This window comes from Streptomyces lateritius (assembly GCF_014649715.1).
In the GTDB taxonomy this organism is placed as follows: domain Bacteria; phylum Actinomycetota; class Actinomycetes; order Streptomycetales; family Streptomycetaceae; genus Streptomyces; species Streptomyces lateritius.
The window spans coordinates 44384-65940 of record NZ_BMTO01000005.1 but is presented as its reverse complement, the minus strand read 5'-3'; the positions used below and the strand labels follow the sequence as shown (position 1 = coordinate 65940).

Below are 21557 nucleotides of genomic sequence, written 5' to 3'. Positions count from 1 at the left end.
TACCCGTGCCGCCGTCTCACGGGTTCGACGGTGCTCGACTTCGAGCTCGAGGCGGCTGCCGTCATCGGCCGCGGGGGCCGAGACCTCGCCCCGGAGCAGGCCCGCGACCACATCGCCGGCTGCACGTCTTCGACGACTGGTCCGCGCCCGACCTGCAGTCGGCCGAGACGAAGGTGGCCCTCGGGCTTGGCAACGGCGAGGACACCGCCACCACCCTCGGCCCCTACCTCGCGACATCCGACGAGCTGGAGCCGTACCGCGACACCGACGGCTTCCTCCGCCTCGTCCTGGCGGCCGAGCTCGACGGGGAGAGGGTCGGCGACGACCTGCTGTCCCCCATGAGCCGGACGTTCGAGGAGGTGACCACCTACCCGCGCCGGGGCGTCCGCGTCATGCCCGGCGACGTCCTCGGCTCCGGCATCTGCGGCAACGGCGGCCGCCCCGCCGAACTGTGGGGCCGGTGAGGCGAGCAGTGCCCGCCGCCCCTGAGGCCGGGCGACACCGTCTCCCTCACGGCCGAAACATCGGGCACCCTGACCACCACCGTCGTGCCCGGTCCGGAGCCCGCCCCGGTGCCGACCGGCTGCCGCCACCGGGACCGGCCATGACCGCCCCGCCCGGGTGGGGAGACGTTGTTTGCCTCCGTCGGCGGTGGGCAGCGGGAAGGGGCCAGAGTTCCTCCGGGAGGTGCCCGGTGCGCCGTGTCGGAACCGAGCTTCCACGCCGTGATCCACGGACGGTGGCCCGCGCCCAGGGCCTGTTCCACGTGGTCGGCGGCGCCTGGCCCCTGGTCTCGTGCCGGACCTTCGCGCGCGGCTACGGCCCTGTCTCCGACGAGTGGCCGCAGAAGACCAGCGGGGGCCTCCTGCTGTTCGCCGGCTGCGGCATGCTGCGCGCGGCCTCCGAGGAGGACGGCGTCCGGCACGCTCGCCGCGTGGGCGTCGGTACGGCGCTCACCTCCGCGCAGCGGAGAGGACGCTGACCCGTGCCGAATCCGCAGCGGTACGCGGTGGCCGCCTCGGGACAGTGGATCGACGAGGACGACGGCCGGCGGCGCCTGCCTTCCGGAGAGGTGCATGCCTGGGAGCGGGGTCTGAACCAGACGGTGTGCGGGCTGTCCCTCAGCCGGTCGCAGCTCCGGCGCTTCGCCCACGTCGCGTGGGCCGACACGTTCCCGGAGTCGGGCGGCGCCGCGGACCGCGTACGGCGGGTCTGCCCACGCTGCGCCTCGGTCGCCGGCCGCCGCGGCGCCGATGCCCGCCCACGCTGGAAGCGCATCGATCCGAGGCCCTGAGCGGGGACGCCGCCGGCCCTCCCTCCGCTCCGGCGTGGTCGCCGTCCGTCCCGCCCGGCGGGCGGCGGGGGTGGGGCCGGGTCGGCCCGTCCGCCAGCTCCACGACGCCGCACTGGCAGCCCATGGAGGGACGGACCGATGCCATGTGGTGCCACATAGGCTTGCAGTGGCGCCATAATGGTGCCACCATAAGCCCATGGAGCTGACCCCCTACGTCGAGCGCCTCCGTCATGAGCTCGCGGTCGCCGCGAACGTCGGCGGTGACGATGCGCGCGCCCTTGCCGAACGACTGGCCGCCCCTCTGGAGGCGGCCTCCCGGCTGGCGTTCCTGGACGCGCTGTCCGCCGCATCGGCGGAGATCACGCGCGCCCTGACGCCGGTTTCGGTGGACGTACGGCTACGGGGGCTGGATCCCGAGTTCGTGGTGACGGCACCGGCACCGCCCGCCGCGGAGGGCTCCGGCGAGATTCCGGCCGAGCTGGGCATGCCGGTGGCGCCACCGATGGCGCCAATGGCACCACTTGCGGCGGACGGCGACGAAGGTGGTACGGCCCGCATCAACTTCCGGCTCCCGGCGCCCTTGAAGGCCCGCGTGGAGGAGGCGGCCGGCCTGGGGGCACTGTCCGTCAACGCCTGGCTCGTCCGTGCGGTGGCCCGTGCCCTGGAGCCGGGCTGCCGGGCCCGCTGACCGCCCGTCGCCCCCAGCCGTACACCACTCCACCCTCACCGACCACCCGCGCGAGAACACACCAGTACCAAGAGGACGGGACAGCCATGCCTTCTTCCGTCGTCGCGCCCTGACTTTCCCTCAGCACTCTCCACGGAGGACACGTGCAGCACGAACCGTCGACCCGGCCCGAGACCACCCGGGCCACCCGGACCCCTCGGACCACGGAGGTCACCGAGCCCGTCACGCTCCCCACACAGCGTGCCGCCGGCTGCCCCTTCGACCCGCCCGCCGGGCTGGCGGACCTGCGCGAGGTGAGGCCGCTGGCCCGGATGACATATCCCGACGGGCACGTCGGCCGGCTGGCCACCGGCTACGCCACCGTCCGCTCGATCATGGGGGATCCGCGCTTCAGCTCGCGGTACGAGCTGATGCACTACCCCTTCCCCGGCGGCCCCGAGGGCCCCCTGCCGCCCGCCCCCGTCGGCGACATGACCGGGATGGACGCTCCCGAACACACCCGCTTCCGGCGGCTGCTCATGGGCAGGTTCACCGTCCGCCGGATGCGCCGGCTCTCCGACCGGGTCGCCGCGATCACCACCGAGCACCTGGACGCGATGGAGCGCCGCGGCCCGGGCACCGACCTGGTCGAGGCGTTCGCCCGGCCCCTTCCCGCGCTGATGATCTGCGAGCTGCTCGGCGTGCCCTACGACGACCGCGAGCGTTTCCAGAATCACGCCCACACGCTCATGTCCATGGACGTGAGCCCCGAGGACCGGTACGCCGCCTTCGTCGGACTCGAGAAGTACATGGGCGAGTTGGTCGCCGCCAAGCGGGCAGCGCCCTCCGACGACCTGCTCGGCGACCTGGTCCAGGAGTCCGATCTCACCGACGAGGAACTCGTCGGCGTCGGCGGCTTCCTGCTCGCCGCGGGGCTCGACACCACCGCGAACATGATCGCCCACGGGACGTTCGCGCTGCTCAGCAACCCCCCCCAGGCCGAGGCTCTGCGCACCGACCCGGACCTCGCCCCCCAGGCCGTCGAGGAGTTGATGCGGTATCTGACCATCGCCCACACCAGCGTGAAGTCCGCGCTGGAGGACGTCGAACTGGAGGGACAGCTGATCAGGGCGGGCGAGAGCGTCACCCTCTCGCTCGAGGCGGCCAACCGTGACCCGGAGAGATTCCCCGACCCGGACGTCCTCGACGTGCACCGCAAGGCCACGGGACACCTGGGCTTCGGACACGGCATCCACCAGTGCCTGGGCCAGCAGTTGGCCCGTGTCGAGATGACGGTGGCCCTGCCCGCGCTGCTGAGGCGGTTCCCCACGCTGCGGCTCGACGTGCCGGCCGAGGAGGTGCCCCTGCGGACGAACATGAGCATCTACGGCGTGCACCGGCTGCCGGTCACCTGGGACGAGGACTGATCCCATGGACATCCGCGTCGACCGCGACCGGTGCCTCGGCGCCGGAATGTGTGCCCTGACCGCCCCGGAGGTCTTCGACCAGGACGAGGACGAGGGCCTGGTCGTCCTGCTGAACGCCCGGCCGCCCCGGGAACGGCACGCGGCCGTCCACGTCGCCGCCGGTGTGTGCCCGGCCGCCGTCATCACCGTCACGGAGCGGGGATCCTCCACCGCCCCGTAAGCAGGGGTGAGCGCCACCGTACGCGCGTGTCACCTCTGAGCGACCCGCCCCTCCCGCCGGCCGAGGCGCGACCGTCTCCCGCCGTGCTCCACGACTCGCCCCAACACCCGTTCTCCACTCACCGACAGGACTTCCACCACCGTGGCTACGTTCCTCTCCTCACTGGGCCGCTTCGCCTTCCGACGGCGGGGCCTTATCGTCCTCCTGTGGCTCCTGGCCCTCGTCGGCGCGGGCTTCGCCGCCTCCACCGCCGCCGCCCCGCCCGCCGACACCTTCTCGATGCCTGGCACGGAGTCGCAGAAGGCGTTCGACCTCCTCCAGCACAAGTTCCCGGACGCCCGCGCCGACGGCGCCGCCGCCCGCGTCGTCATCCGCGCCCCCGGCGCCGAGAAGATCACCTCCCCCGCCCGCAGGGCGCAGGTCGAGCGGCTCGTGTCCGACCTGGCCAAGATGCCTCAAGTCGCGGGCGTGCCCGACCCGTTCAAGGCCGATGCCGTGAGCGGCGACGGTACGACGACGTACGCGTACGTCACGTACGAGGCGCAGGCCACCGAGCTGACCGACGCGGCACACGACGGTCTCACCGACGCCATGGAGCGGGCCCGGAGCACGGGCCTCGTCGTCGAGGCGGGCGGCGACGCCGTCAAGATCGAGCAGACGATGGGAGGCACGGGTGAGCAGATCGGCATCCTCATCTCCGCCGTCGTCCTGCTCCTCACCTTCGGCTCCCTGGTGGCCGCCGGGATGCCCCTGCTGACGGCCCTGATCGGCGTCGGCATCGGCATCAGCGGCATCACCGCGCTCGGCAGCACTCTCGGCCTGTCGTCCACCACCTCGACGCTCGCGATGATGATCGGTCTCGCCGTCGGCATCGACTACGCCCTGTTCATCGTCTCCCGCTACCGCGCCGAGATCGCCGAGGGGCGTGAGCGCACGGAGGCCGCCTCCCGCGCCGTGGGCACCGCGGGTTCGGCCGTCGTCTTCGCCGGACTCACCGTGATCATCGCCCTGGCCGGCTTGGCGGTGGTGGACGTACCGATGCTCACCAAGATGGGCCTGACCGCGGCCGGCACGGTCGCCGTCGCCGTACTCGTCGCGATCACGTTCGTGCCGGCGCTCCTCGGCTTCGCGCCCGTCAGGGTGCTCGCCCGCAGGGACCGCGGGCGTCACACCGGCAAGCCGCTGTCCAAGCGCCGGCAGCGCGGGGCCGCCAAGCGCGAGGCCCGCCGCACGCCCAACCTCGGCGCCCGCTGGGCCGGTCTCGTGCTACGTCACCCGGTCGCCGTGCTGCTGCTCGGCGTCGTGAGCCTGGGCACCGTCGCCGTGCCCGCCGCCGGCCTCGAACTGGGTCTGCCCGGCGAGGGCACCATGGCCCCGCAGACCACGCAGCGCAAGGCCTACGACATGCTGTCGGACTCCTTCGGCCCCGGTTTCAACGGGCCGCTGACAGTCACCGTCGAGGCGAAGGACGCGAAGAAGACGGCGGCGCGGGTCCGTACGGCGCTGGAGGAAATCCCCGGAGTCGCCGGCGTCTCCCCCGCCACCGCGAACCCGTCGGGCGACACCGCCCTCGTCAACGTCATCCCCGACACCGGTCCGGCCGACGCGAGAACCGAGGACCTGGTGCGCTCCCTGCGGGGCATGGCGGGCGGGCTGGAGTCCCGGACGGGCGCCTCCGAGATCCTGGTCGCCGGTCAGACCGCGATGTTCATCGACTTCTCGCAGACCCTGGACGACGCGCTGCTGCCGTATCTGGGGCTGGTCGTCGGCCTGGCGTTCCTGCTGCTGATGGTGGTCTTCCGCTCCGTACTCGTCCCCCTCAAAGCGGCGCTCGGCTTCCTGCTCTCGGTGGCCGCCGCCCTCGGCGCGGTCGTCGCCGTCTTCCAGTGGGGCTGGCTCGCCGACGTCATCGGCGTGGACCAGCCGGGCCCGGTGATGAGCACCATGCCGATCTTCATGATCGGAGTCGTGTTCGGCCTGGCGATGGACTACGAGGTGTTCCTGGTGAGCCGGATGCGGGAGGCGTACGTCCACGGCGCTCGCCCCGGCGAGGCGGTCGTCACGGGATTCCGCCACAGCGGCCGGGTGGTCAGCGCTGCCGCCGTCATCATGACCAGCGTCTTCTCCGGCTTCATCATGGAGGACAACGACTTCGTCAAGATGATCGGCTTTGGCCTCGCGACGGCTGTCCTCTTCGACGCCTTCGTCGTCCGCATGGCCGTCGTGCCCGCCCTGTTCGCCCTGCTGGGCAGGTCCGCCTGGTGGCTGCCCAGGTGGCTCGACCGGCTCCTGCCGAACATCGACGTCGAGGGCGAGAAGCTGACGCCCGCCCCGTCCGGGCGGCCGGCGCGGGAGAAGGCGGAGCGCGAGCCGCACCTCGTGGACTGAGCACCCCGGTCACCAGTACGTCACCGGTACGTCGCCGGCCGTGTCGCGCGGCCGGCGATCGGTGGTCGGTGGCCGGGGCGCCCGGCTCTCCCCGACGTTAAGAATGCGACAGGATCTGGCGTCTCCTCGGCCGGGTGACCGGTCTCGCCATCGTGTGACCGCTGCGGGGTCGCCGGGGACCCGATCGTGCGATTCGCGCTCGGTTCGCGCTGCCGCCCGAAGCCCGCCCACCGAAGTAACAGCGGTTGCCTGCACGGCAGTTCAATGTGACCGGCGAGGTCGCCTCGCGGCACTCACCCGTCCCGGCATGCGGCCCGTCGCTCGCGGCACGGTGGCCCCGGAGCACCCCGATCGACAGGGTCGCCTTGGCGGGCGGGTGCCACAGCGCGGTCGCATACTCGTTGATCGTTGCCACCGCGGGTGTGGTGACGGAGACGTCCGTGGCTGGAGCGAGGAAGGGCAGATGGGGGACATGAAGGACGCGAACGGTCCGACCGTGCCAGAAGTGGTGGACAGCCCCGCTCTCAGCCCCCGGCCGACCGGAGGTGTGGCGCGGTGGATGCTGCGCCACCAGGTGCAGGCCGTCGGGCCGGCGGCCGGCGAGGGGCACGCACAACCGCATGCCTGGTGGAAGGTGATGTGCCTGACCGGGGTCGACTACTTCTCCAGCCTCGCCTACGTCCCGGCCATCGCCGCGCTCGCCGCGGGCGCGGTGTCCCCTCTGGCCACGTTGTTGATCGTGGCCCTGACCCTGCTGGGCATGCTGCCCATGTACCGGCGCGTGGCCAAGGAGAGCCCGCACGGGGCCGGGTCGGTGGCGATGCTGGAGGATCTGCTGCCGTTCTGGTGGGGCAAGCTGTTCGTGCTGGTCCTGCTCGGCTTCGTGGCCACGTCGTGGATCATCACGATCACCCTGTCCACGGCCGACGCCTCCGTCCACGTGGTGGAGAACCCCTTCTTCCCTGAGGCCCTGCACGGTCACGAGGTGGCCCTCACGGTGGCGCTGCTGCTGGTGCTCGGCGGTGTCTTCCTTCTCGGCTTCAGCGAAGCCGTCAGCGTGGCCATCCCCCTCGTCGCCGTCTTCCTGGCACTCAACGCGGTGATCGTCGCCGTCGGCATGGTCCATGTGTTCACCACCCCGGGGGCGTTCTCCGCCTGGACTGACGCGCTCGTCGGGGGCGGACGTGGTTTCGGCGACCTGCTGACGCCGGCGCTCCTCGCGTTCCCGTTGCTCGTCCTGGGCCTGTCCGGCTTCGAGACCGGGGTGAGCATGATGCCCCTCGTGTCCGCCGACGGTCGGGACGACGAGGAACGGCTCCGTTCACGCGTCCACAACACCCGCAAGCTGCTGACCAGCGCCGCGCTCATCATGAGCGTCTATCTGCTGGCCGCGAGCTTCGTCACCACCGTCCTCATCCCCGAGAAGGAGTTCCAGCCGGGCGGCGCGGCCAACGGCCGCGCCCTGGCCTGGCTGGCCCACGAGCATGTCGGGGAGGCGTTCGGCACCGTCTACGACATCAGCACCATCCTGATCCTGTGGTTCGCCGGCGCGTCCGCCATGGCGGGGCTTGTCAACATCGTTCCCCGCTACCTTCCCGACTACGGCATGGCCCCGGAGTGGGGACGCGCGGTACGGCCCGTGGTGATCGTCTACACCGCCCTGTGCATTGTGATCACCATCGCCTTCGACGCCGACGTCGACGCCCAGGCCGGCGCGTACGCCACCGGCATCCTGGCCATGATGGTCTCCGGCGCCTTCGCGGTGACCATCTCCGTGGCTCGCCGCGGCCGCCGCTTGGTCGCCGCCGGGTTCGCGCTGCTGACCCTGGTCCTGCTCTACGCCCTGGTCCACAACATCGTCGACAAGCCGGACGGCATCACCATCTCCGGCTTCTTTATCGCCGGCATCATCGTGGTGTCTCTGATCTCGCGCGTGTCCCGCACCACCGAGCTGCGCGCCGACCGCATCCTCTTCGACCCGGCCGCCCGCGGGTTCATCACCGACACCCTGGCCCACGACAACGCGATCAACATCATCGCCAACCGCCGTCAGGCCGGCGACAGCGCCGAGTACTCCGCCAAGGAACGCGAACAGCGCGGTACGAATCCGGTGCCCGGCCCGGCCGACGTTCTGTTCCTGGAGATCGACGTGGTCGACCCCTCCGACTTCAGCGAGACCCTCGCCGTCCACGGCGTCGAGGTCGAGGGCTACCGGATCCTGCGCGCCGAGGCCCCGGCCGCCCCGAACGCCATCGCCGCGATCCTCCTGGCCCTGCGCGACACGACCGGTGTCCAGCCGCACTGCTACTTCGCCTGGGCCGAAGGCAGTCCCCTGAAGCACATGTTCCGCTACTTCCTCCTCGGTCGCGGCGACACCGCCCCCGTCACCAGGGAGATCATCCGCAAACACGAATCCGACCCCGACCGCCGCCCCGGCATCCATGTGGGTGGCTGACAGCCCACCGAGGCAGGGACGGGTTCAGATCTTGCTCTCTCCGGAGGAGGCATCGGTCCGTACCGCCCGCTTCTTCGTCCAGCGGTGCCACCAGTGGTGGCGGCGCGGGTGGACGGCCCTGCCCAGCCGTCGGCCGAGCAGCAGATAACCCAGCATGGCGCCGGTGGTGTTCAGGATGACGTCGTCGATGTCGAAGGCTCGTCCGGTGACCAGGGCGCCCTGGACCAGTTCGACCAGCAGCATGGTGATCGCGGTCACGATCATCACACGGAGCAGTCCACGTGCCCGCGGTGCCAGTACCGGGAGCAGCAGGCCGAACGGAATGCCCAGGACGATGTTTCCACCCAGCTGCTTGACGGTGTCCCGCAGCGCCGGCCGGCTGAGGTAGTCGCTGATCGAGTCACCGGGTCGAAGATTGCTGTGGGTGAGAGATTCCGATGCGACCGACGGTTCGAGGGTGAGGTGAGCAAGCACCACACTGAAGGCGACCGTCCCCGTGAAGGCGACGAGCATGGCGACCGCACGGAGCGCAGGGCCCATCGGTGCCCGACCGGGGACGTGGCCGTCGGGCGTGCCGTGGGTGCTCGCGTCCCTGCTGCCATGATCGTCATTGTGAGCCGTGCCACTCATGGTGACTCCCCCTCAGTTCGCTGTGACGGCACTGGCCCTGCGGTTACCCGCAGTGAGGGCGACCATTCCGCCCCGTCGCCCCGCCCCCGAGAGTTGACGCACCCGCTAATATTTGCCGGGTGACAAGCTACCGACCTGGGCACTGTGGGGTTGATCTCACTCACCGGTCGCGTCGATGACGCGGCCGCTGCCTGGGCATCTGACATGGCGATCCGCCGTGAGGCTCGGTCGCTGGGAGGCATCTGCTGTGCTGCCTTGGGTCTGCGCTGCCCGTCGTCGATCACAGGCGGCACACAGGCGTGCTGGACTGCCGCTACCAGGCGGCGATCCGTCGCTCAGCCCGAACTGACCATATTTGCAGAAAGCAGGAACCATGCCCGTTCGAGAAGAGAACCTGGACGTTGAGGTCAAGGTCTGCGACGCCGTCACCGCGATTCTGACGGTCGGCGGCGAACTGGACATCGAAACCGCCACGTTCCTGCACCACCACGTCGCCAACCAGTTCCTGCACGGGCGCCGTCACCTCGTGCTGGATCTTTCGGCTCTGAGCTTCATGGATTCCTCGGGTCTCAACGTGGTGATCAAGGGAGCCCGAGAAGCCCGGGAGATGGGTGGGGATCTGCACCTGGTGGCTCCCACACCTGCCGTCCGCCGCCTCCTGGAGATCACGGGGCTCAATGTGACGACGCCCATCCACGCGGACGTCGCGGAGGCGCTCGCGGCCGTGCGGCAGAAGGATCCGGTCGCCGAGGCTCAGGCTGGGCCCGCGATCCAGGAGAGTGCGGAGCAGTAGACCCGCCCCGGTCCCCCAGAGTCACGCACGGGGTGTGGCCCCGCCCGGAAGGAACGCGGGGCCACACCTGTGTGCGGCACAGTGTGTCCCTGGAAGTCGGGACACGATCAGGAAGATGACGCACGATGACGAGTACGCAGGGCCCGCTGGGCCCGGTCTCTCTCACGGAGGACGCGCGGAACACAGCAGCCTCCGGCTCCGGTGCGCGTCTGCGCAGGCGCCTGGAACGGCTGATCGGCATCGCCGCGACCGAAGGCAACGCTCTGGTCCCCCTGCTCAACGGCGACGAGATCTTCTCGGCCATGCTCGGCAGCATCCGCTCGGCCCGGTACACGGTGGACATGATGACCTTCGTGTACTGGAGAGGCGACATAGCGCGACAGTTCGCGGAAGCCCTGGCCGAGCGTGCCCGCCAGGGGATACGCGTGCGGCTGCTTCTGGACGGCTTCGGCAGCCGGCTCATCGAGAAGGAGCAGCTGCGGGCGATGGAGGACGCCGGTGTGAAGGTGTCCTGGTTCCGAAGACCACTACGCCTCTCCCCGTTCAAGCAGAACCACCGATGTCACCGTAAGGTGCTCGTCGTCGACGAGGAGGTCGCGTACACCGGCGGTGTCGGCATCGCCGAGGAGTGGTGCGGCAACGCCCGGAACGCACGTGAATGGCGTGACACCCACGTCCAGGTCCGTGGCCCCGCGGTGGACGGCATCGCCGCCGCCTTCGCGCAGAACTGGGCGGAGTGTCACGAGGAACTCTTCGACGAACGGGATCGGTTCATCGATCACCGCCCGCACGGTGATGCCGTCGTTCAGGTCGTGCGCGGCTCGGCCAGCTTCGGCTGGCAGGACATGCAGACCCTGATGAGAGTCATGCTGGAGAGCGCGCAGGAACGTTTCAGGCTGACCACCGCCTACTTCGCCCCCGACACCTTCTTCATCGAACTGCTCTGCGCCACGGCGCGCCGCGGCGTCGAGGTGGAGATCCTCCTGCCCGGCCCGCACACCGACAAGAGAGTCTGCCAGCTGGCCGGACAGCACTACTACGACGATCTCCTCGCGTGCGGCGTGAGGATCTTCGAGTACCAGCCGACCATGATGCACGCGAAGGTCATCACGGTGGACCGGGCAGCCGCCCTCATCGGATCGACGAACTTCAACCGGCGCTCCCTCGACCACGACGAAGAGGTCATGCTCGCCGTCCTCGACACGGCGTTCACCGCCAGGCTGGACGAACACTTCGACCAGGACCTCCAGGTGTGCGTCGAGATCATGCCCGGCCGCTGGAAAGGCCGCTCGTTCCTCCAGCGCACCGGGGAGACGGCCGTCCTTCCCATTCGCCGCTTCCTGTGACGCCGGAGCGGCGCCGAGGCCTCCTTCGGCTCACGAGACCTTGATGCCGATGAGGCAGGTGTCGTCGTCGGTGTCCGACTTGCTGTGCAGCAGCAGCCGGTCGAGCCGGCGTTCCAGTGAGGAGGCCGGGTCCTGTGCCGAGGCGAGCAGCTGGGACAGGGATTCCTGAACCGCGGTGTCCCTGCGCTCGACGAGGCCGTCGGTGTACATCAGCAGCGTGTCGTCCAGTTCGAGCTGCACCTCCCCCTCCTCGTACTCCGCCTCGGGAAGAGCGCCCAGGAGGAGTCCGCGGAGCAGGGGGAGGGTGCTGGCTTCCTCGCCACGGACCAGTACCGGCGGCAGATGGCCTGCCCTGGCCCAGCGCAGGACGCGGGTTTCGGGGTCGTACACGCCGCACACAGCGGTGGCGGTGACCTGTTCGCTGAGGTGGTGCGCCACGATGTTGAGCCAGGACAGCAGCTGGCCGGGGCCGGCGCCGGTGACGGCGAGGCCGCGCATGGCGTTGCGCAGAACGACCATGCCGGTCGCCGCCTCTATGCCGTGACCGGCGATGTCGCCGACGCACAGCAGGATGCGCTTGGACGGCAGGACCACGGCGTCGTACCAGTCGCCGCCGACCAGGGACTCCGTCTCTGCGGGCCGGTAGCGCACGGCGACGTCGAGGCCCGGCGCGTCGAGAGGAGCACGGGTCGGGGGCATGATGGCGTGCTGGAGCTGCAACGCCAGCCGGTTGCGCTCCGCCGATTCCTGCTCGGTGTGGGCGAGTTGGTCCCGTGTGGCTGCGAGGGCGACCTCGGTCCAGTGCTGGGAGGAGATGTCCTGGTACGCGCCGCGCACGGCGAGGAGCCGGTCGTCGGCGTCGAGGACCGGCTCGGCGATGACCCGGATGTGGCGGGTGACCCCGTCCGGCCGCTGAAGACGGAAAGCCGTCGAAGTGGCGCGGCGATGGTGCAGGACCGCCTGCAGGAAGCGGCCGATGGCCACGGCGTCGTCAGGGTGGGCGTACTCGGCCAGGTCCTGGAGGGGCACCGGCTTCTCGGTGACCGCTCGTCCGTAGAGGGCGAAGAGCTGCCCGTTCCAGGTGATGTCCCCGGTGACGAGGTTCTCCTCGAAGCCGCCGATGCGCCCCAGGCGCTGCGCGTGCTGGAGGAGACTGGCCAGCCGCGCCGTCTCGTCCTCGATACGCCAGATGAGCAGGACGCTGTCGGCGTGCCGGCTGATGCTGAGATCGGCGACGGAGGCCAGCGATACCTGGTCCACCAGGGCGGTGAGCGTCATGCGCTGGGCTCGGAAGGGCTCGCCGGTGGCGTAGACGCGTTCGATCTTCTCGAAAAGTTCACTTTCGCCGCCCGCCGTCGGATAGGCCTCCAGCAGCAGGGAGCCGTTGACGGCGCTTCGGGGACGCCCGGCGGGATCCAGGAAGCGGTTGTTGGCGTGACGGATGCGGAAGTCCGTGAGATGGCCCTCGGGATCGAGGTGGGGGGTGAGGACGAGTGCGGGGTCGTACAGGCCGTCCGCGAGGTCGACGAGTTCCGAGACGCCGGCCGACTCCCGTGTGCCCGTCAGGAGGCCGACGGACGGCGGCAGGCTTTCGAGCGTGTGCGCGCAGAGTTCGGCCAGGGCTTCGATCTGGCGGGTGATGGCCGGCGAGTGGGGCGTGAGCGCCTCGGGCCAGCAGATCTCGAGGACGCCGTGGATACGGCCCCCGGTACCGGCGGGCAGGGCGACGCGGCCGCCGTTCAGGGACTGGGCGCGGCCGATGGTGGGCAGTCCCACCGAGGAGAGGGACTCGATCCGCACGGTGCGTCGCTCGTCGAGAGCCTGGCGGGCGACGGTGACGACGCCCGGGGGGACGTACCGCCAGCGGTCCGCCTCGTCCGCGCTGAAGCCGGCGTGGCCGTACAGGGTGAGGGAGGCTTCCAAACCGGCTGCCCATACGGCCACGGCGGTCGCTCCCAGCGGGGCGAGGGCGTGTTCCAGGAGGGATTCGGCGACGGCTTGGGTGTCGCTCGCGGCGAGCGCGGCGCTCTCGGCGGTGCGCAGCCGGACGGCGACGGACGGTGCGGGCTCGGTATCCGGCCCGGTGGCGTACCGGACGAAGTCCTCCGCCACCGCGGCGACCTGGTCGTGAGCGGCCTGATTGACGATGTCGGCGGCCAGCTCGAGCGAGGACAGGCCGGCCTGCTGGGCCAGTTCGGTCAGCTGGCGCGCGGCTTGCGCCGGCCCGCACCCGAGCCGTTCGATCATCACGCCTTTGGCGAGCTCGATCAGGGCTCGGCCCTCGGCGGCGGCGTGCGCGGCGCGTACCTCCGCGCGCAGTCGTTCCACGGTGGCCGCCAGGCGACCGACCGTGGACGCCTGGTGTCCTGTCTGCGCGGCCTGGGCGTCGTGGCTGGGTTCGGCGTCGCCGAGGCCCGCTGCCATCGACGTGATGACCGAGGGGGCGGTGAGGTCCTGGGCCGAGCCGCTGATGGGACGCTTCCCGTCGGAGTTCTCGACAGAGGTCATGAGCTCACCCGCGCGTCGTGCTGCGGGTTCACCCAGCGACGGACACAGGCGATGAGGTCGTTGGCGTCGACGGGCTTGGTGACGTAGTCGCTGGCGCCCGAGGCGAGGCTCTTCTCGCGGTCGCCGGGCATCGCCTTGGCGGTGACGGTGATGATGGGCAGGTCGGCGTGGTCGGGCATCCGCCGAATCTCGGCGGTGGCCGTGTAGCCGTCCATCTCGGGCATCATCACGTCCATGAGGATCAGATCGATGTCCGGGTGCTCGACGAGTGCCTCGATTCCCTTGCGGCCGTTCTCCGCGTGAAGGACGTTGATGCCGTGCAGCTCCAGGATGCCGCTGAGGGCGAAGAGGTTGCGGGCGTCGTCGTCCACGACGAGGACGGTCCGGCCGCGCAGCGAGTCGTCCACGGTCTCTGAGGTCTGCGGACGCGATTCCTCGATACGGACCAGGGGAACGACGTCGCCCGGCTGCTCGGCGGAGAGGTACAGCGCGATCCGCTCCCGCAGTTCGTCCAGGCTGGAGAGCAGTTCCAGGGGCCGTTTGCGGGCCCGGTCCTGCAGGGTGGACTCGAATGCGGCGTCGAGGCGCCGGTTGTTGTGCGCGAGGACGGGGACACTGCGCAGCGCGGCATCGCCGTCCATCGCGTCGAGGAAGTGCATGGCATCGCTGTCGGCCCGGTCGAGTTCGAGCACCACGCAGTGCACGGGTGCGGTCGCCAGGGCGCCGGCGGCTTCCTCCGGGCCGACGGCCGCCACGAGTTCGATGGTGTCGCGGTCGTGCCCGCCGGCCAGTTCGGCGACGGCGCTTTCGGCGACGAGGGACAGCAGTCCGCGCGGGCGCTCCTCGATCACGAGCAGTCGGCGGGGCTTGCGCGGTTCGCTCTCCCCACGGCCGGAGCGGCGGGTGTCGGAGGGGTCGGCCGCGGTCGAGGAACCCGCCGTGCGGGTGTCCTCGGTGCTCCGCTCGGTCTCGCGCTGGAAGTCGAGGCGGGTGACCGGGAGGTAGAGGGTGAAGGTGCTGCCCTGGCCGGGGACGCTCTCCGCCGTCAGCGCGCCGCCGAGCAGGTGCGCGATCTCGCGGCTGATGGACAGGCCGAGGCCCGTACCGCCGTACTTGCGGCTCGTGGTCCCGTCCGCCTGCTGGAAGGCGCCGAAGATGGCTTCGAGATGCTGCTCGGCGATACCGATGCCGGTGTCCTTGACCCGGAACGCCAGCACGGGACCGTCGCGGTGGACCGAGGCGGGCAGTGCCCCTTCGGCGGCGCGTTCGATGCGCAGCTCCACGCTGCCCTGTTCGGTGAACTTGACCGCGTTGGAGATCAGGTTCCGCAGGACCTGTCGCAGACGGGAGTCGTCGGTGACCAGGTCGGCCGGGACACCCGGGGCGGTGGTGATCGTGAAGTCGAGGCTCTTCTGGGTCGTCATGGGCCGGAAGGTGGCTTCGACGTAGTCGAGGAGCTGCCGCAGCGCGACGCGCTCGGGGTTGATGTCCATCTTCCCGGCCTCGACCTTGGACAGGTCGAGGATGTCGTTGATCAGCTGCAGCAGGTCGGATCCGGCCGAGTGGATGATGCCCGCGTACTCGACCTGCTTTGCGGTGAGGTTCCGCGTCGGGTTCTGGGCGAGCAGCTGGGCGAGGATCAGCAGGCTGTTGAGCGGGGTGCGCAGCTCGTGGCTCATGTTGGCCAGGAACTCGGACTTGTACTTCGAGGCCAGGGAGAGCTGCTGGGCACGGTCTTCGAGTTCCTGCCGCGCCTGCTCGATCTCCAGGTTCTTGCCCTCGATGTCGCTGTTCTGGGCCGCCAGCAGCGCCGCCTTCTCCTCCAGCTCGGCGTTGGAGCGCTGCAGTTCTTCCTGCTGTACCTGCAGTTCTTCGGAGCGGGCCTGGAGCTCGCCTGCCAGGCGCTGGGATTCGCCGAGCAGTTCGTCGGTGCGGGCGTTGGCGACGATGGTGTTGACGTTGACGCCGACCGTTTCCATGAGCTGTTCGAGGAAGTCACGGTGGACGGGCGTGAAGGCGGTGAAGGAGGCCAGTTCGATGACGCCGAGGACCTGGTCGTCCACCGCGATGGGCAGCACGATCAGGCTGCCCGGTGCGGTGCGGCCCAGGCCGCAGGAGATGCTGATGTAGTCGACGGGGACTCCGTCGACGGCGATGGTGCGCCGGCTGCGGGCGGCCTGACCGACCAGGGACTCCCCCAGCTTGAAGCGGTCGTGGCCCGTGGTGTCGGTGGGTCGGCCGTAGGAGCCGATGAGTCGCAGTTCGGTGCCCTCGGGGGCTTCCTCGGCCAGGTAGAAGGCTCCGTACTGTGCCGATACCAGCGGGGTGAGTTCGTCCATGACGAGCTCGGCGACGACGGCCAGGTCGCGGTGGCCCTGCATCAGCCCGGAGATCAGGGCGAGGCTGGACTTGAGCCAGTCCTGTTCCTGGTTGGCCCGTGTCGTCTCCCGCAGGGAGCCGACCATCGCGTTGATGTTGTCCTTGAGTTCGGCCACCTCACCGGAGGCGTCGACGTTGATCGAGCGGGTCAGGTCGCCCTCGGCGACCGCGCTCGCGACCTCGGCGATGGCACGGACCTGACGGGTCAGGTTCCCGGCCAGCTCGTTGACGTTCTCCGTGAGGCGCTTCCAGGTGCCGGAGACTCCCTCGACCTCGGCCTGGCCGCCGAGCCGGCCCTCGCTGCCGACCTCACGGGCCACACGCGTGACCTCGGCGGCGAACGAGGACAGCTGGTCCACCATCGTGTTGATGGTCGTCTTCAGCTCCAGGATCTCGCCCCGGGCGTCGACGTCGATCTTCTTCGAGAGGTCGCCGTTGGCGACGGCGGTGGTGACGAGGGCGATGTTCCGGACCTGCCCGGTGAGGTTATTCGCCATGGAGTTGACGTTGTCGGTGAGGTCCTTCCAGGTGCCGGCCACGTTCGGCACCCGTGCCTGGCCGCCGAGCCGGCCCTCGGTGCCGACCTCACGGGCCACTCGGGTCACCTCGTCCGCGAACGCCGAGAGGGTGTCCACCATGGTGTTGATCACCGCGGCGAGTGCCGCGACCTCGCCCTTGGCCTCGACCGTGATCTTCCGCGACAGGTCGCCGCGCGCCACCGCCGTGGCGACCTGGGCGATCGAGCGCACCTGGCCGGTCAGGTTGGACGCCATCACGTTGACGTTGTCCGTGAGGTCCTTCCACGTACCGGACGCGCCTCGTACGGTGGCCTGGCCGCCGAGGTTGCCTTCGGTGCCCACTTCGCGGGCCACGCGGGTCACTTCGTCGGCGAACGCGGACAGCTGGTCGACCATCGTGTTGATGGTCTCCTTCAGCTCCAGGATCTCGCCCCGGGCCGTGACCGTGATCTTCTGCGACAGATCGCCCTGGGCCACCGCCGTGGCGACCTGGGCGATGGAGCGGACCTGCGCGGTCAGATTGCCGGCCATGAAGTTGACGGAGTCGGTCAGATCCCGCCAGGTGCCCGAGACACCCTTCACATCGGCCTGACCCCCGAGGATGCCTTCCGTGCCGACCTCACGGGCCATCCGGGTGACCTCGTCGGCGAACGACGAGAGCTGGTCGACCATCGTGTTGATGGTCTCCTTCAGCTCCAGGATCTCGCCCCGGGCCGTGACCGTGATCTTCTGCGACAGATCGCCCTGGGCCACCGCCGTGGTGACCTGCGCGATGTTACGGACCTGCGCGGTCAGATTGCCGGCCATGAAGTTGACGGAGTCGGTCAGATCCCGCCAGGTGCCCGAGACACCCTTCACATCGGCCTGACCCCCGAGGTTGCCCTCGGTGCCGACCTCACGGGCCACGCGGGTGACCTCGTCGGCGAAGGCGGACAGCTGGTCGACCATCGTGTTGATGGTCTTCTTCAGCTCCAGGATCTCCCCGCGGGCGTCCACGTCGATCTTCTGCGACAGGTCGCCCTTCGCGACCGCCGTCGCGACCTGCGCGATGTCACGGACCTGGGTGGTGAGATTGCCCGCCATGGCGTTCACCGAGTCGGTCAGATCGGCCCAGGTGCCGGAGACGCCGGGTACCTCGGCCTGCCCTCCCAGGGTGCCTTCGGTGCCGACCTCACGGGCGACCCGGGTCACCTCCGAGGTGAAGAGGGACAGCTGGTCGACCATGCCGTTGAACACCGTGGCGATCTCGCCGAGCAGGCCGTCCGCGTCGTCCGGCAGGCGCGTGCCGAAGTCACCGTCGCGCACCGCCGTCAGCCCGGCCAGGAGCTGCCGCAGCTCCGGCTCCCCCACCTTGCCCGCACCACGCGCGCGTGTCCGGGGTACACGCGCGTTGTCGACCGTCGTCTCAGCCATGACCAATCCTCGTAGAACGCTGGTAGGAGCCCCGCCGGAAAGCCGGACACCGCCACGGCCTGGACAGGCCGCCCCCCTCGTCGGCAATGATTGCCGTGCGACAAATACGAGGCAGCCTACCCCGTCGCAGGTCACGGACGAAAGCCAGGCAGGCCGGGACAGTGGTCCCCTTCTCTTCAGGAGCCTGAGCCCCGGCGGCCAGGCGTCAGGGCCCCTGGCCGCCGTGCACCGGCTGCGATGATCTTTCTGTAATTGGCGTACATACGTCTCGGCTCTCGGGGTATACGGCGCTCATCGCCCGGGCCGCGCCGGTCGGCGGGCACCGAGGGAGGGGAACATCATGAGCGTGACGGCAGCTTCCGCGTCAACGGCCACGGCCGTGGCTACGGCGAAGGCACCGGGGCTGCCGGAGGTGGCGGCTCCGCACAAGGTGGCCCCGAAGGACGCCCGCTCGCTCTCGAAGCTGTTCTTCGACCAGCTCGCCGTACTCGAAGAAGGCACGCACGAATACCAGTACGCGCGCAACACCTTGATCGAGATGAACATGTCACTCGTGCGGTACGCCGCCGGACGCTTCCGCGGCCGGGGCGACGAGATGGAGGACATCACGCAGGTCGGCATGATCGGCCTCATCAAGGCCATCGACCGGTTCGACCTGTCGCGCGAGGTGGAGTTCACGACCTTCGCCGTGCCGTACATCGTCGGGGAGATCAAGCGGTTCTTCCGCGACACCTCCTGGGCGGTTCATGTCCCGCGCCGGCTCCAGGAAGCCCGGGCCGAACTGGCCAAGGCGACCGACGAACTCAGCAGCCGTCTGGGCCGCGCCCCCAAGGTCGGCGAGCTCGCCGCCCTGATGAACCTCTCGGAGGAGGAGGTCATCGAGGCCAGGATCGCCGCCAACGGCTACACCTCCTCCTCGCTCGACGCCCCCGTCGGCGGGGCCGACGGTTCCGATGGCGAGGACGCCTTCGCGGACCTCATCGGGACGGAGGACCCCGCGATGGAAAGGGTCGAGGACTTCCACGCCCTCGCACCCCTCATCACCGCCCTGAGCGAGCGCGACCGGCAGATCCTCCATTTCCGCTTCGTCGACGAGCTGACCCAGTCCCAGATCGGTGAGCGGCTCGGCGTCAGCCAGATGCACGTCTCACGCCTGCTCTCCCGCGCCCTCGCCTTCCTCCGCAAGGGCCTGCTCACCACCGAGTGACGGCCGCCGTCGGCAGTCGGCACGGGGAAGCCGTGCGAGGGCGTCGCCAAGTCCTTCGAGTCCTCGCTTCAGCGCGGTCTGTGCCGGCCGGTCGAGCGACGCGAGAATGGCGTTCATCCGGTCGAGTCGCTGCCTCCGCACGCTTTCGAGGGCTCGCTTGCCTGCTTCGGTCAGCGTGAAGTCCACCCGGCGGCGGTCGTGTGAGGCACGTCGGCGGGACAGCAGACCGGCCGACTCCAGACGACCGCACAGTCGGCTCACCGATGACGCACGGGATCCCAGCCGCTGTCCCAGTGCGCTCGCCGTCATGTGCCCCGCGGCGTCGATCACCGCCAGCGTGCGCTCCTGCGTGCGCGGCAACTGGTGCGCCGCGGCAAGCTCGTCGCTCTCCCACAGGGATACGAGCATGGCGGCGGCCCGGCGAGCTTCCTGGTCACTCACGTGCGGCGGCCGGTGCGGTGAGGTCATGAGGTGCGGCTATCCGCATCGGTCACGTTGATGTGCGGCAGCGCACTGTTTTCCGGTGATCACCGGTCGGCGATCCTGGCCGCGCGTGCGGCGCGTCGCCTGAGCGCACGGCGTTCCGCCTCGTCCAGGCCACCCCACACGCCGAAGTCCTGTCGTTCCTCCATGGCCCAGGCCAGGCACTGTTCCCGCACGGGGCATCGGCGGCACACCGTCTTCGCCTCCTGTGCCTGGAGCGAAGACGGTCCTGTGCTGCCGACGGGGAAGAAGAGATCAGGGTCCTCGTCGCGGCAAGCAGCCTTGATGCGCCAGTCGGTCATGGTGGCCGTTCCTCCTCCGTCGTGGAGCGTCTCGTCGTCGCAGTGCGCACCGCGGCCGTGATCCTCTCCGTCTCACCGACAACGCCGGGCCCAAACACCCACAGGCGCCTGGTGTTTGCCCTCTCAGTCCCAGGGAGTGGGGCCCGTACCTTCGGTCCATGCGACGAGCTCACGGTGATCCACGCAGCGGATCCCGCACTGCTGGGCGTACTCGGCCGCCGGCTGTGTGAACTCGCCGGTGGTCACGACGGCTGCCACCTGGGCCTCGTGAACCGAGAAGCAGGTGCCTCCGAAGCGTTGTACGTCCTGAGAGCCGACCTTGTTCAAGGGGCCGTAGCGCTTGCACTGGATGACGATGCGCTGCCCGTCGGGCGTGGTGGCGATGATGTCGGCACCGAGGTCACCCGCGCCTCCCACGACGTGCACGTCCCGGCAGCCGTCTCGCTCGCACAGCGCGGCCACAGCCTGTTCGAAGCTGTCCGGGTCCATCGCGGCAAGGTCCTCGGCCCGGAAGGCGTCGGACGCGTCGGGCGCGTCGCCCTCCACGGCCACCGGGGAAGAGGAAGGCTCGACGGGCGGGCCGGGCGCCGTCGCGATGCGGTGGGCGAGACCGTCGAGGCTGGACGCGACACGGACCGCGGCACGACGGCGGCGCCTCTTTCTCATCAGTGCGATGAGGCAGCCGAGAAGCACGAGCCCGGCCAGTGCCGCGCCAGGACGTTCCGTCGCCGTCCTGACGATCAGTTTCAGCGTCAACCCGACCGCGCACAGGACGATGGCAGCGAGTCCGAGAGCCAGCACCAGCTGCCGCATACTGAAGGCCGGGCTCCGCCTTTCGCGTGCCGGCCGCCTGAGGGGGACGGTCATATGCGGTGGTCCCCGCCGCGGGTAATTGCGTCAAGATCACTCATGGCTGCCGTATGCCCCACGGAGCCGCTTCTAACAACTCCTCCTCGGAACCGCCTCGCACGGGGCTGAAGCCCGGTGCACCGCGACGGTTGCGGGTACCCTTCCATCCGACGTTTTGACTGTGCGGCCGGCCCAGGACCCTGGTGGATGAGATGAACATGAGCGGGCATATCTGGCATATTCCGCTAGAGCCGGGCGCTTTCGCCCGCGCCCGTGACCTCACCGCCACCGCACTCCACACGTGGGGCTGGCCGACGGAGCGCATAGAGGTCGCCGTGCTCCTCGTCTCCGAACTCGTGACCAACGCCCACCGGCACGCCGGCACGGACGCCTGGCTCCATCTCGAACCCATAACCGACGGCGCCCGCATCGCCGTCCGCGACGAGAGCCCTGCCCAGCCGGCTCAGCGAGCGCCCGGTGTCACGACCGCCACCGGCGGATTCGGCCTCCACCTTCTCGACCACCTGGCCGCGGGCTGGGGCGTCGACAGCCAGGAGGACGGCAAGCACATCTGGGCCCACATCCTCAGGTCCCCCTCCCCGCGCTGAAATCGACGGCTGCCGGTGCCTTTCCCGGCGCCCGCAGCGAATCGATGCGCATGCAAGGACGTTCCGTGGG

Annotated in this window: 17 protein-coding genes and 1 pseudogene; 12 read left to right on the top strand and 6 right to left on the bottom strand. The window is 70.0% G+C overall.

Annotated elements, in window-relative coordinates; translation table 11 throughout:
• Nucleotides 1–21 precede the first annotated feature (21 nt).
• The 8 genes and pseudogenes from IE136_RS11400 to IE136_RS11365 form a co-directional block, all read left to right on the top strand.
• Nucleotides 22–608 (top strand): annotated as a pseudogene (locus IE136_RS11400) (fumarylacetoacetate hydrolase family protein); the annotation flags it as partial.
• Nucleotides 609–739: 131 nt separating this feature from the next.
• A complete protein-coding gene (locus IE136_RS11395; protein WP_189600254.1) occupies nt 740–982 on the top strand; it encodes a hypothetical protein in 243 nt (80 codons plus the stop codon).
• 3 nt (nt 983–985) lie between these two features.
• Nucleotides 986–1294 (top strand): hypothetical protein, encoded by a 309-nt coding sequence (locus IE136_RS11390; RefSeq protein WP_158984635.1) that lies wholly within the window; start codon nt 986–988, stop codon nt 1292–1294.
• A gap of 196 nt (nt 1295–1490) precedes the next feature.
• A complete protein-coding gene (locus IE136_RS11385; protein WP_158984637.1) occupies nt 1491–1982 on the top strand; it encodes a hypothetical protein in 492 nt (163 codons plus the stop codon).
• A gap of 143 nt (nt 1983–2125) precedes the next feature.
• Entirely contained in the window at nt 2126–3388 is a 1263-nt protein-coding gene (locus tag IE136_RS11380; RefSeq protein WP_189600253.1) for a cytochrome P450, read from the top strand.
• A gap of 4 nt (nt 3389–3392) precedes the next feature.
• Nucleotides 3393–3608, top strand: coding sequence for a ferredoxin (locus IE136_RS11375; RefSeq protein ID WP_189600252.1), 216 nt, complete (start codon nt 3393–3395; stop codon nt 3606–3608).
• Nucleotides 3609–3749: 141 nt separating this feature from the next.
• The gene (locus IE136_RS11370) at nt 3750–5996 is read left to right on the top strand and encodes an MMPL family transporter (RefSeq protein ID WP_189600251.1); all 2247 of its coding nucleotides are present in this window, start codon (nt 3750–3752) and stop codon (nt 5994–5996) included.
• Nucleotides 5997–6468: 472 nt separating this feature from the next.
• Nucleotides 6469–8451 carry an APC family permease gene (locus IE136_RS11365; protein ID WP_189600404.1) on the top strand — a complete coding sequence of 661 codons (1983 nt, stop codon included), beginning with the start codon at nt 6469–6471 and terminating at the stop codon, nt 8449–8451.
• A gap of 24 nt (nt 8452–8475) precedes the next feature.
• Here the strand turns inward: IE136_RS11365 and IE136_RS11360 are convergent, their stop codons facing one another.
• Nucleotides 8476–9081 carry a VanZ family protein gene (locus IE136_RS11360; RefSeq protein WP_229818777.1) on the bottom strand — a complete coding sequence of 202 codons (606 nt, stop codon included), beginning with the start codon at nt 9079–9081 and terminating at the stop codon, nt 8476–8478.
• A 373-nt stretch (nt 9082–9454) separates the two neighbouring features.
• Here IE136_RS11360 and IE136_RS11355 point away from each other — a divergent pair, with 373 nt between their 5' ends.
• Together IE136_RS11355 and IE136_RS11350 are read left to right on the top strand one after the other, a co-directional pair.
• Nucleotides 9455–9874 (top strand): STAS domain-containing protein, encoded by a 420-nt coding sequence (locus IE136_RS11355; RefSeq protein ID WP_158984645.1) that lies wholly within the window; start codon nt 9455–9457, stop codon nt 9872–9874.
• A 125-nt stretch (nt 9875–9999) separates the two neighbouring features.
• Complete coding sequence (locus tag IE136_RS11350) at nt 10000–11220, top strand: phospholipase D-like domain-containing protein (protein ID WP_158984647.1); 1221 nt, start codon at nt 10000–10002, stop codon at nt 11218–11220.
• 30 nt (nt 11221–11250) lie between these two features.
• Here the strand turns inward: IE136_RS11350 and IE136_RS11345 are convergent, their stop codons facing one another.
• Both IE136_RS11345 and IE136_RS11340 read right to left on the bottom strand, forming a co-directional pair.
• Complete coding sequence (locus IE136_RS11345; protein ID WP_229818776.1) at nt 11251–13728, bottom strand: SpoIIE family protein phosphatase; 2478 nt, start codon at nt 13726–13728, stop codon at nt 11251–11253.
• Entirely contained in the window at nt 13725–18038 is a 4314-nt protein-coding gene (locus tag IE136_RS11340) for a hybrid sensor histidine kinase/response regulator (RefSeq protein WP_158984649.1), read from the bottom strand. Before IE136_RS11340 ends, IE136_RS11345 begins: the two co-directional genes overlap by 4 nt.
• A 340-nt stretch (nt 18039–18378) precedes the next feature.
• Between IE136_RS11340 and IE136_RS11335 the strand changes: the two genes are divergently transcribed.
• Complete coding sequence (locus tag IE136_RS11335; protein ID WP_158984651.1) at nt 18379–19245, top strand: RNA polymerase sigma factor SigF; 867 nt, start codon at nt 18379–18381, stop codon at nt 19243–19245.
• Here the strand turns inward: IE136_RS11335 and IE136_RS11330 are convergent.
• From IE136_RS11330 to IE136_RS11320, 3 genes are all read right to left on the bottom strand, one after another.
• Nucleotides 19186–19713: a MarR family winged helix-turn-helix transcriptional regulator gene (locus IE136_RS11330; RefSeq protein ID WP_158984653.1), complete on the bottom strand. Its 528-nt coding sequence runs from the start codon at nt 19711–19713 to the stop codon at nt 19186–19188. The two genes, IE136_RS11335 and IE136_RS11330, sit on opposite strands and share 60 nt — an antisense overlap.
• Nucleotides 19714–19772: 59 nt before the next feature.
• On the bottom strand, nt 19773–20030 hold the full coding sequence (locus IE136_RS11325; RefSeq protein ID WP_158984655.1) for a WhiB family transcriptional regulator: 258 nt from the start codon (nt 20028–20030) through the stop codon (nt 19773–19775).
• A 123-nt stretch (nt 20031–20153) separates the two neighbouring features.
• Entirely contained in the window at nt 20154–20696 is a 543-nt protein-coding gene (locus IE136_RS11320) for a restriction endonuclease (protein WP_229818775.1), read from the bottom strand.
• A 401-nt stretch (nt 20697–21097) separates the two neighbouring features.
• Here IE136_RS11320 and IE136_RS11315 point away from each other — a divergent pair, with 401 nt between their 5' ends.
• Nucleotides 21098–21487 carry an ATP-binding protein gene (locus IE136_RS11315; RefSeq protein WP_158984659.1) on the top strand — a complete coding sequence of 130 codons (390 nt, stop codon included), beginning with the start codon at nt 21098–21100 and terminating at the stop codon, nt 21485–21487.
• The last annotated feature ends 70 nt before the right edge of the window (nt 21488–21557 follow it).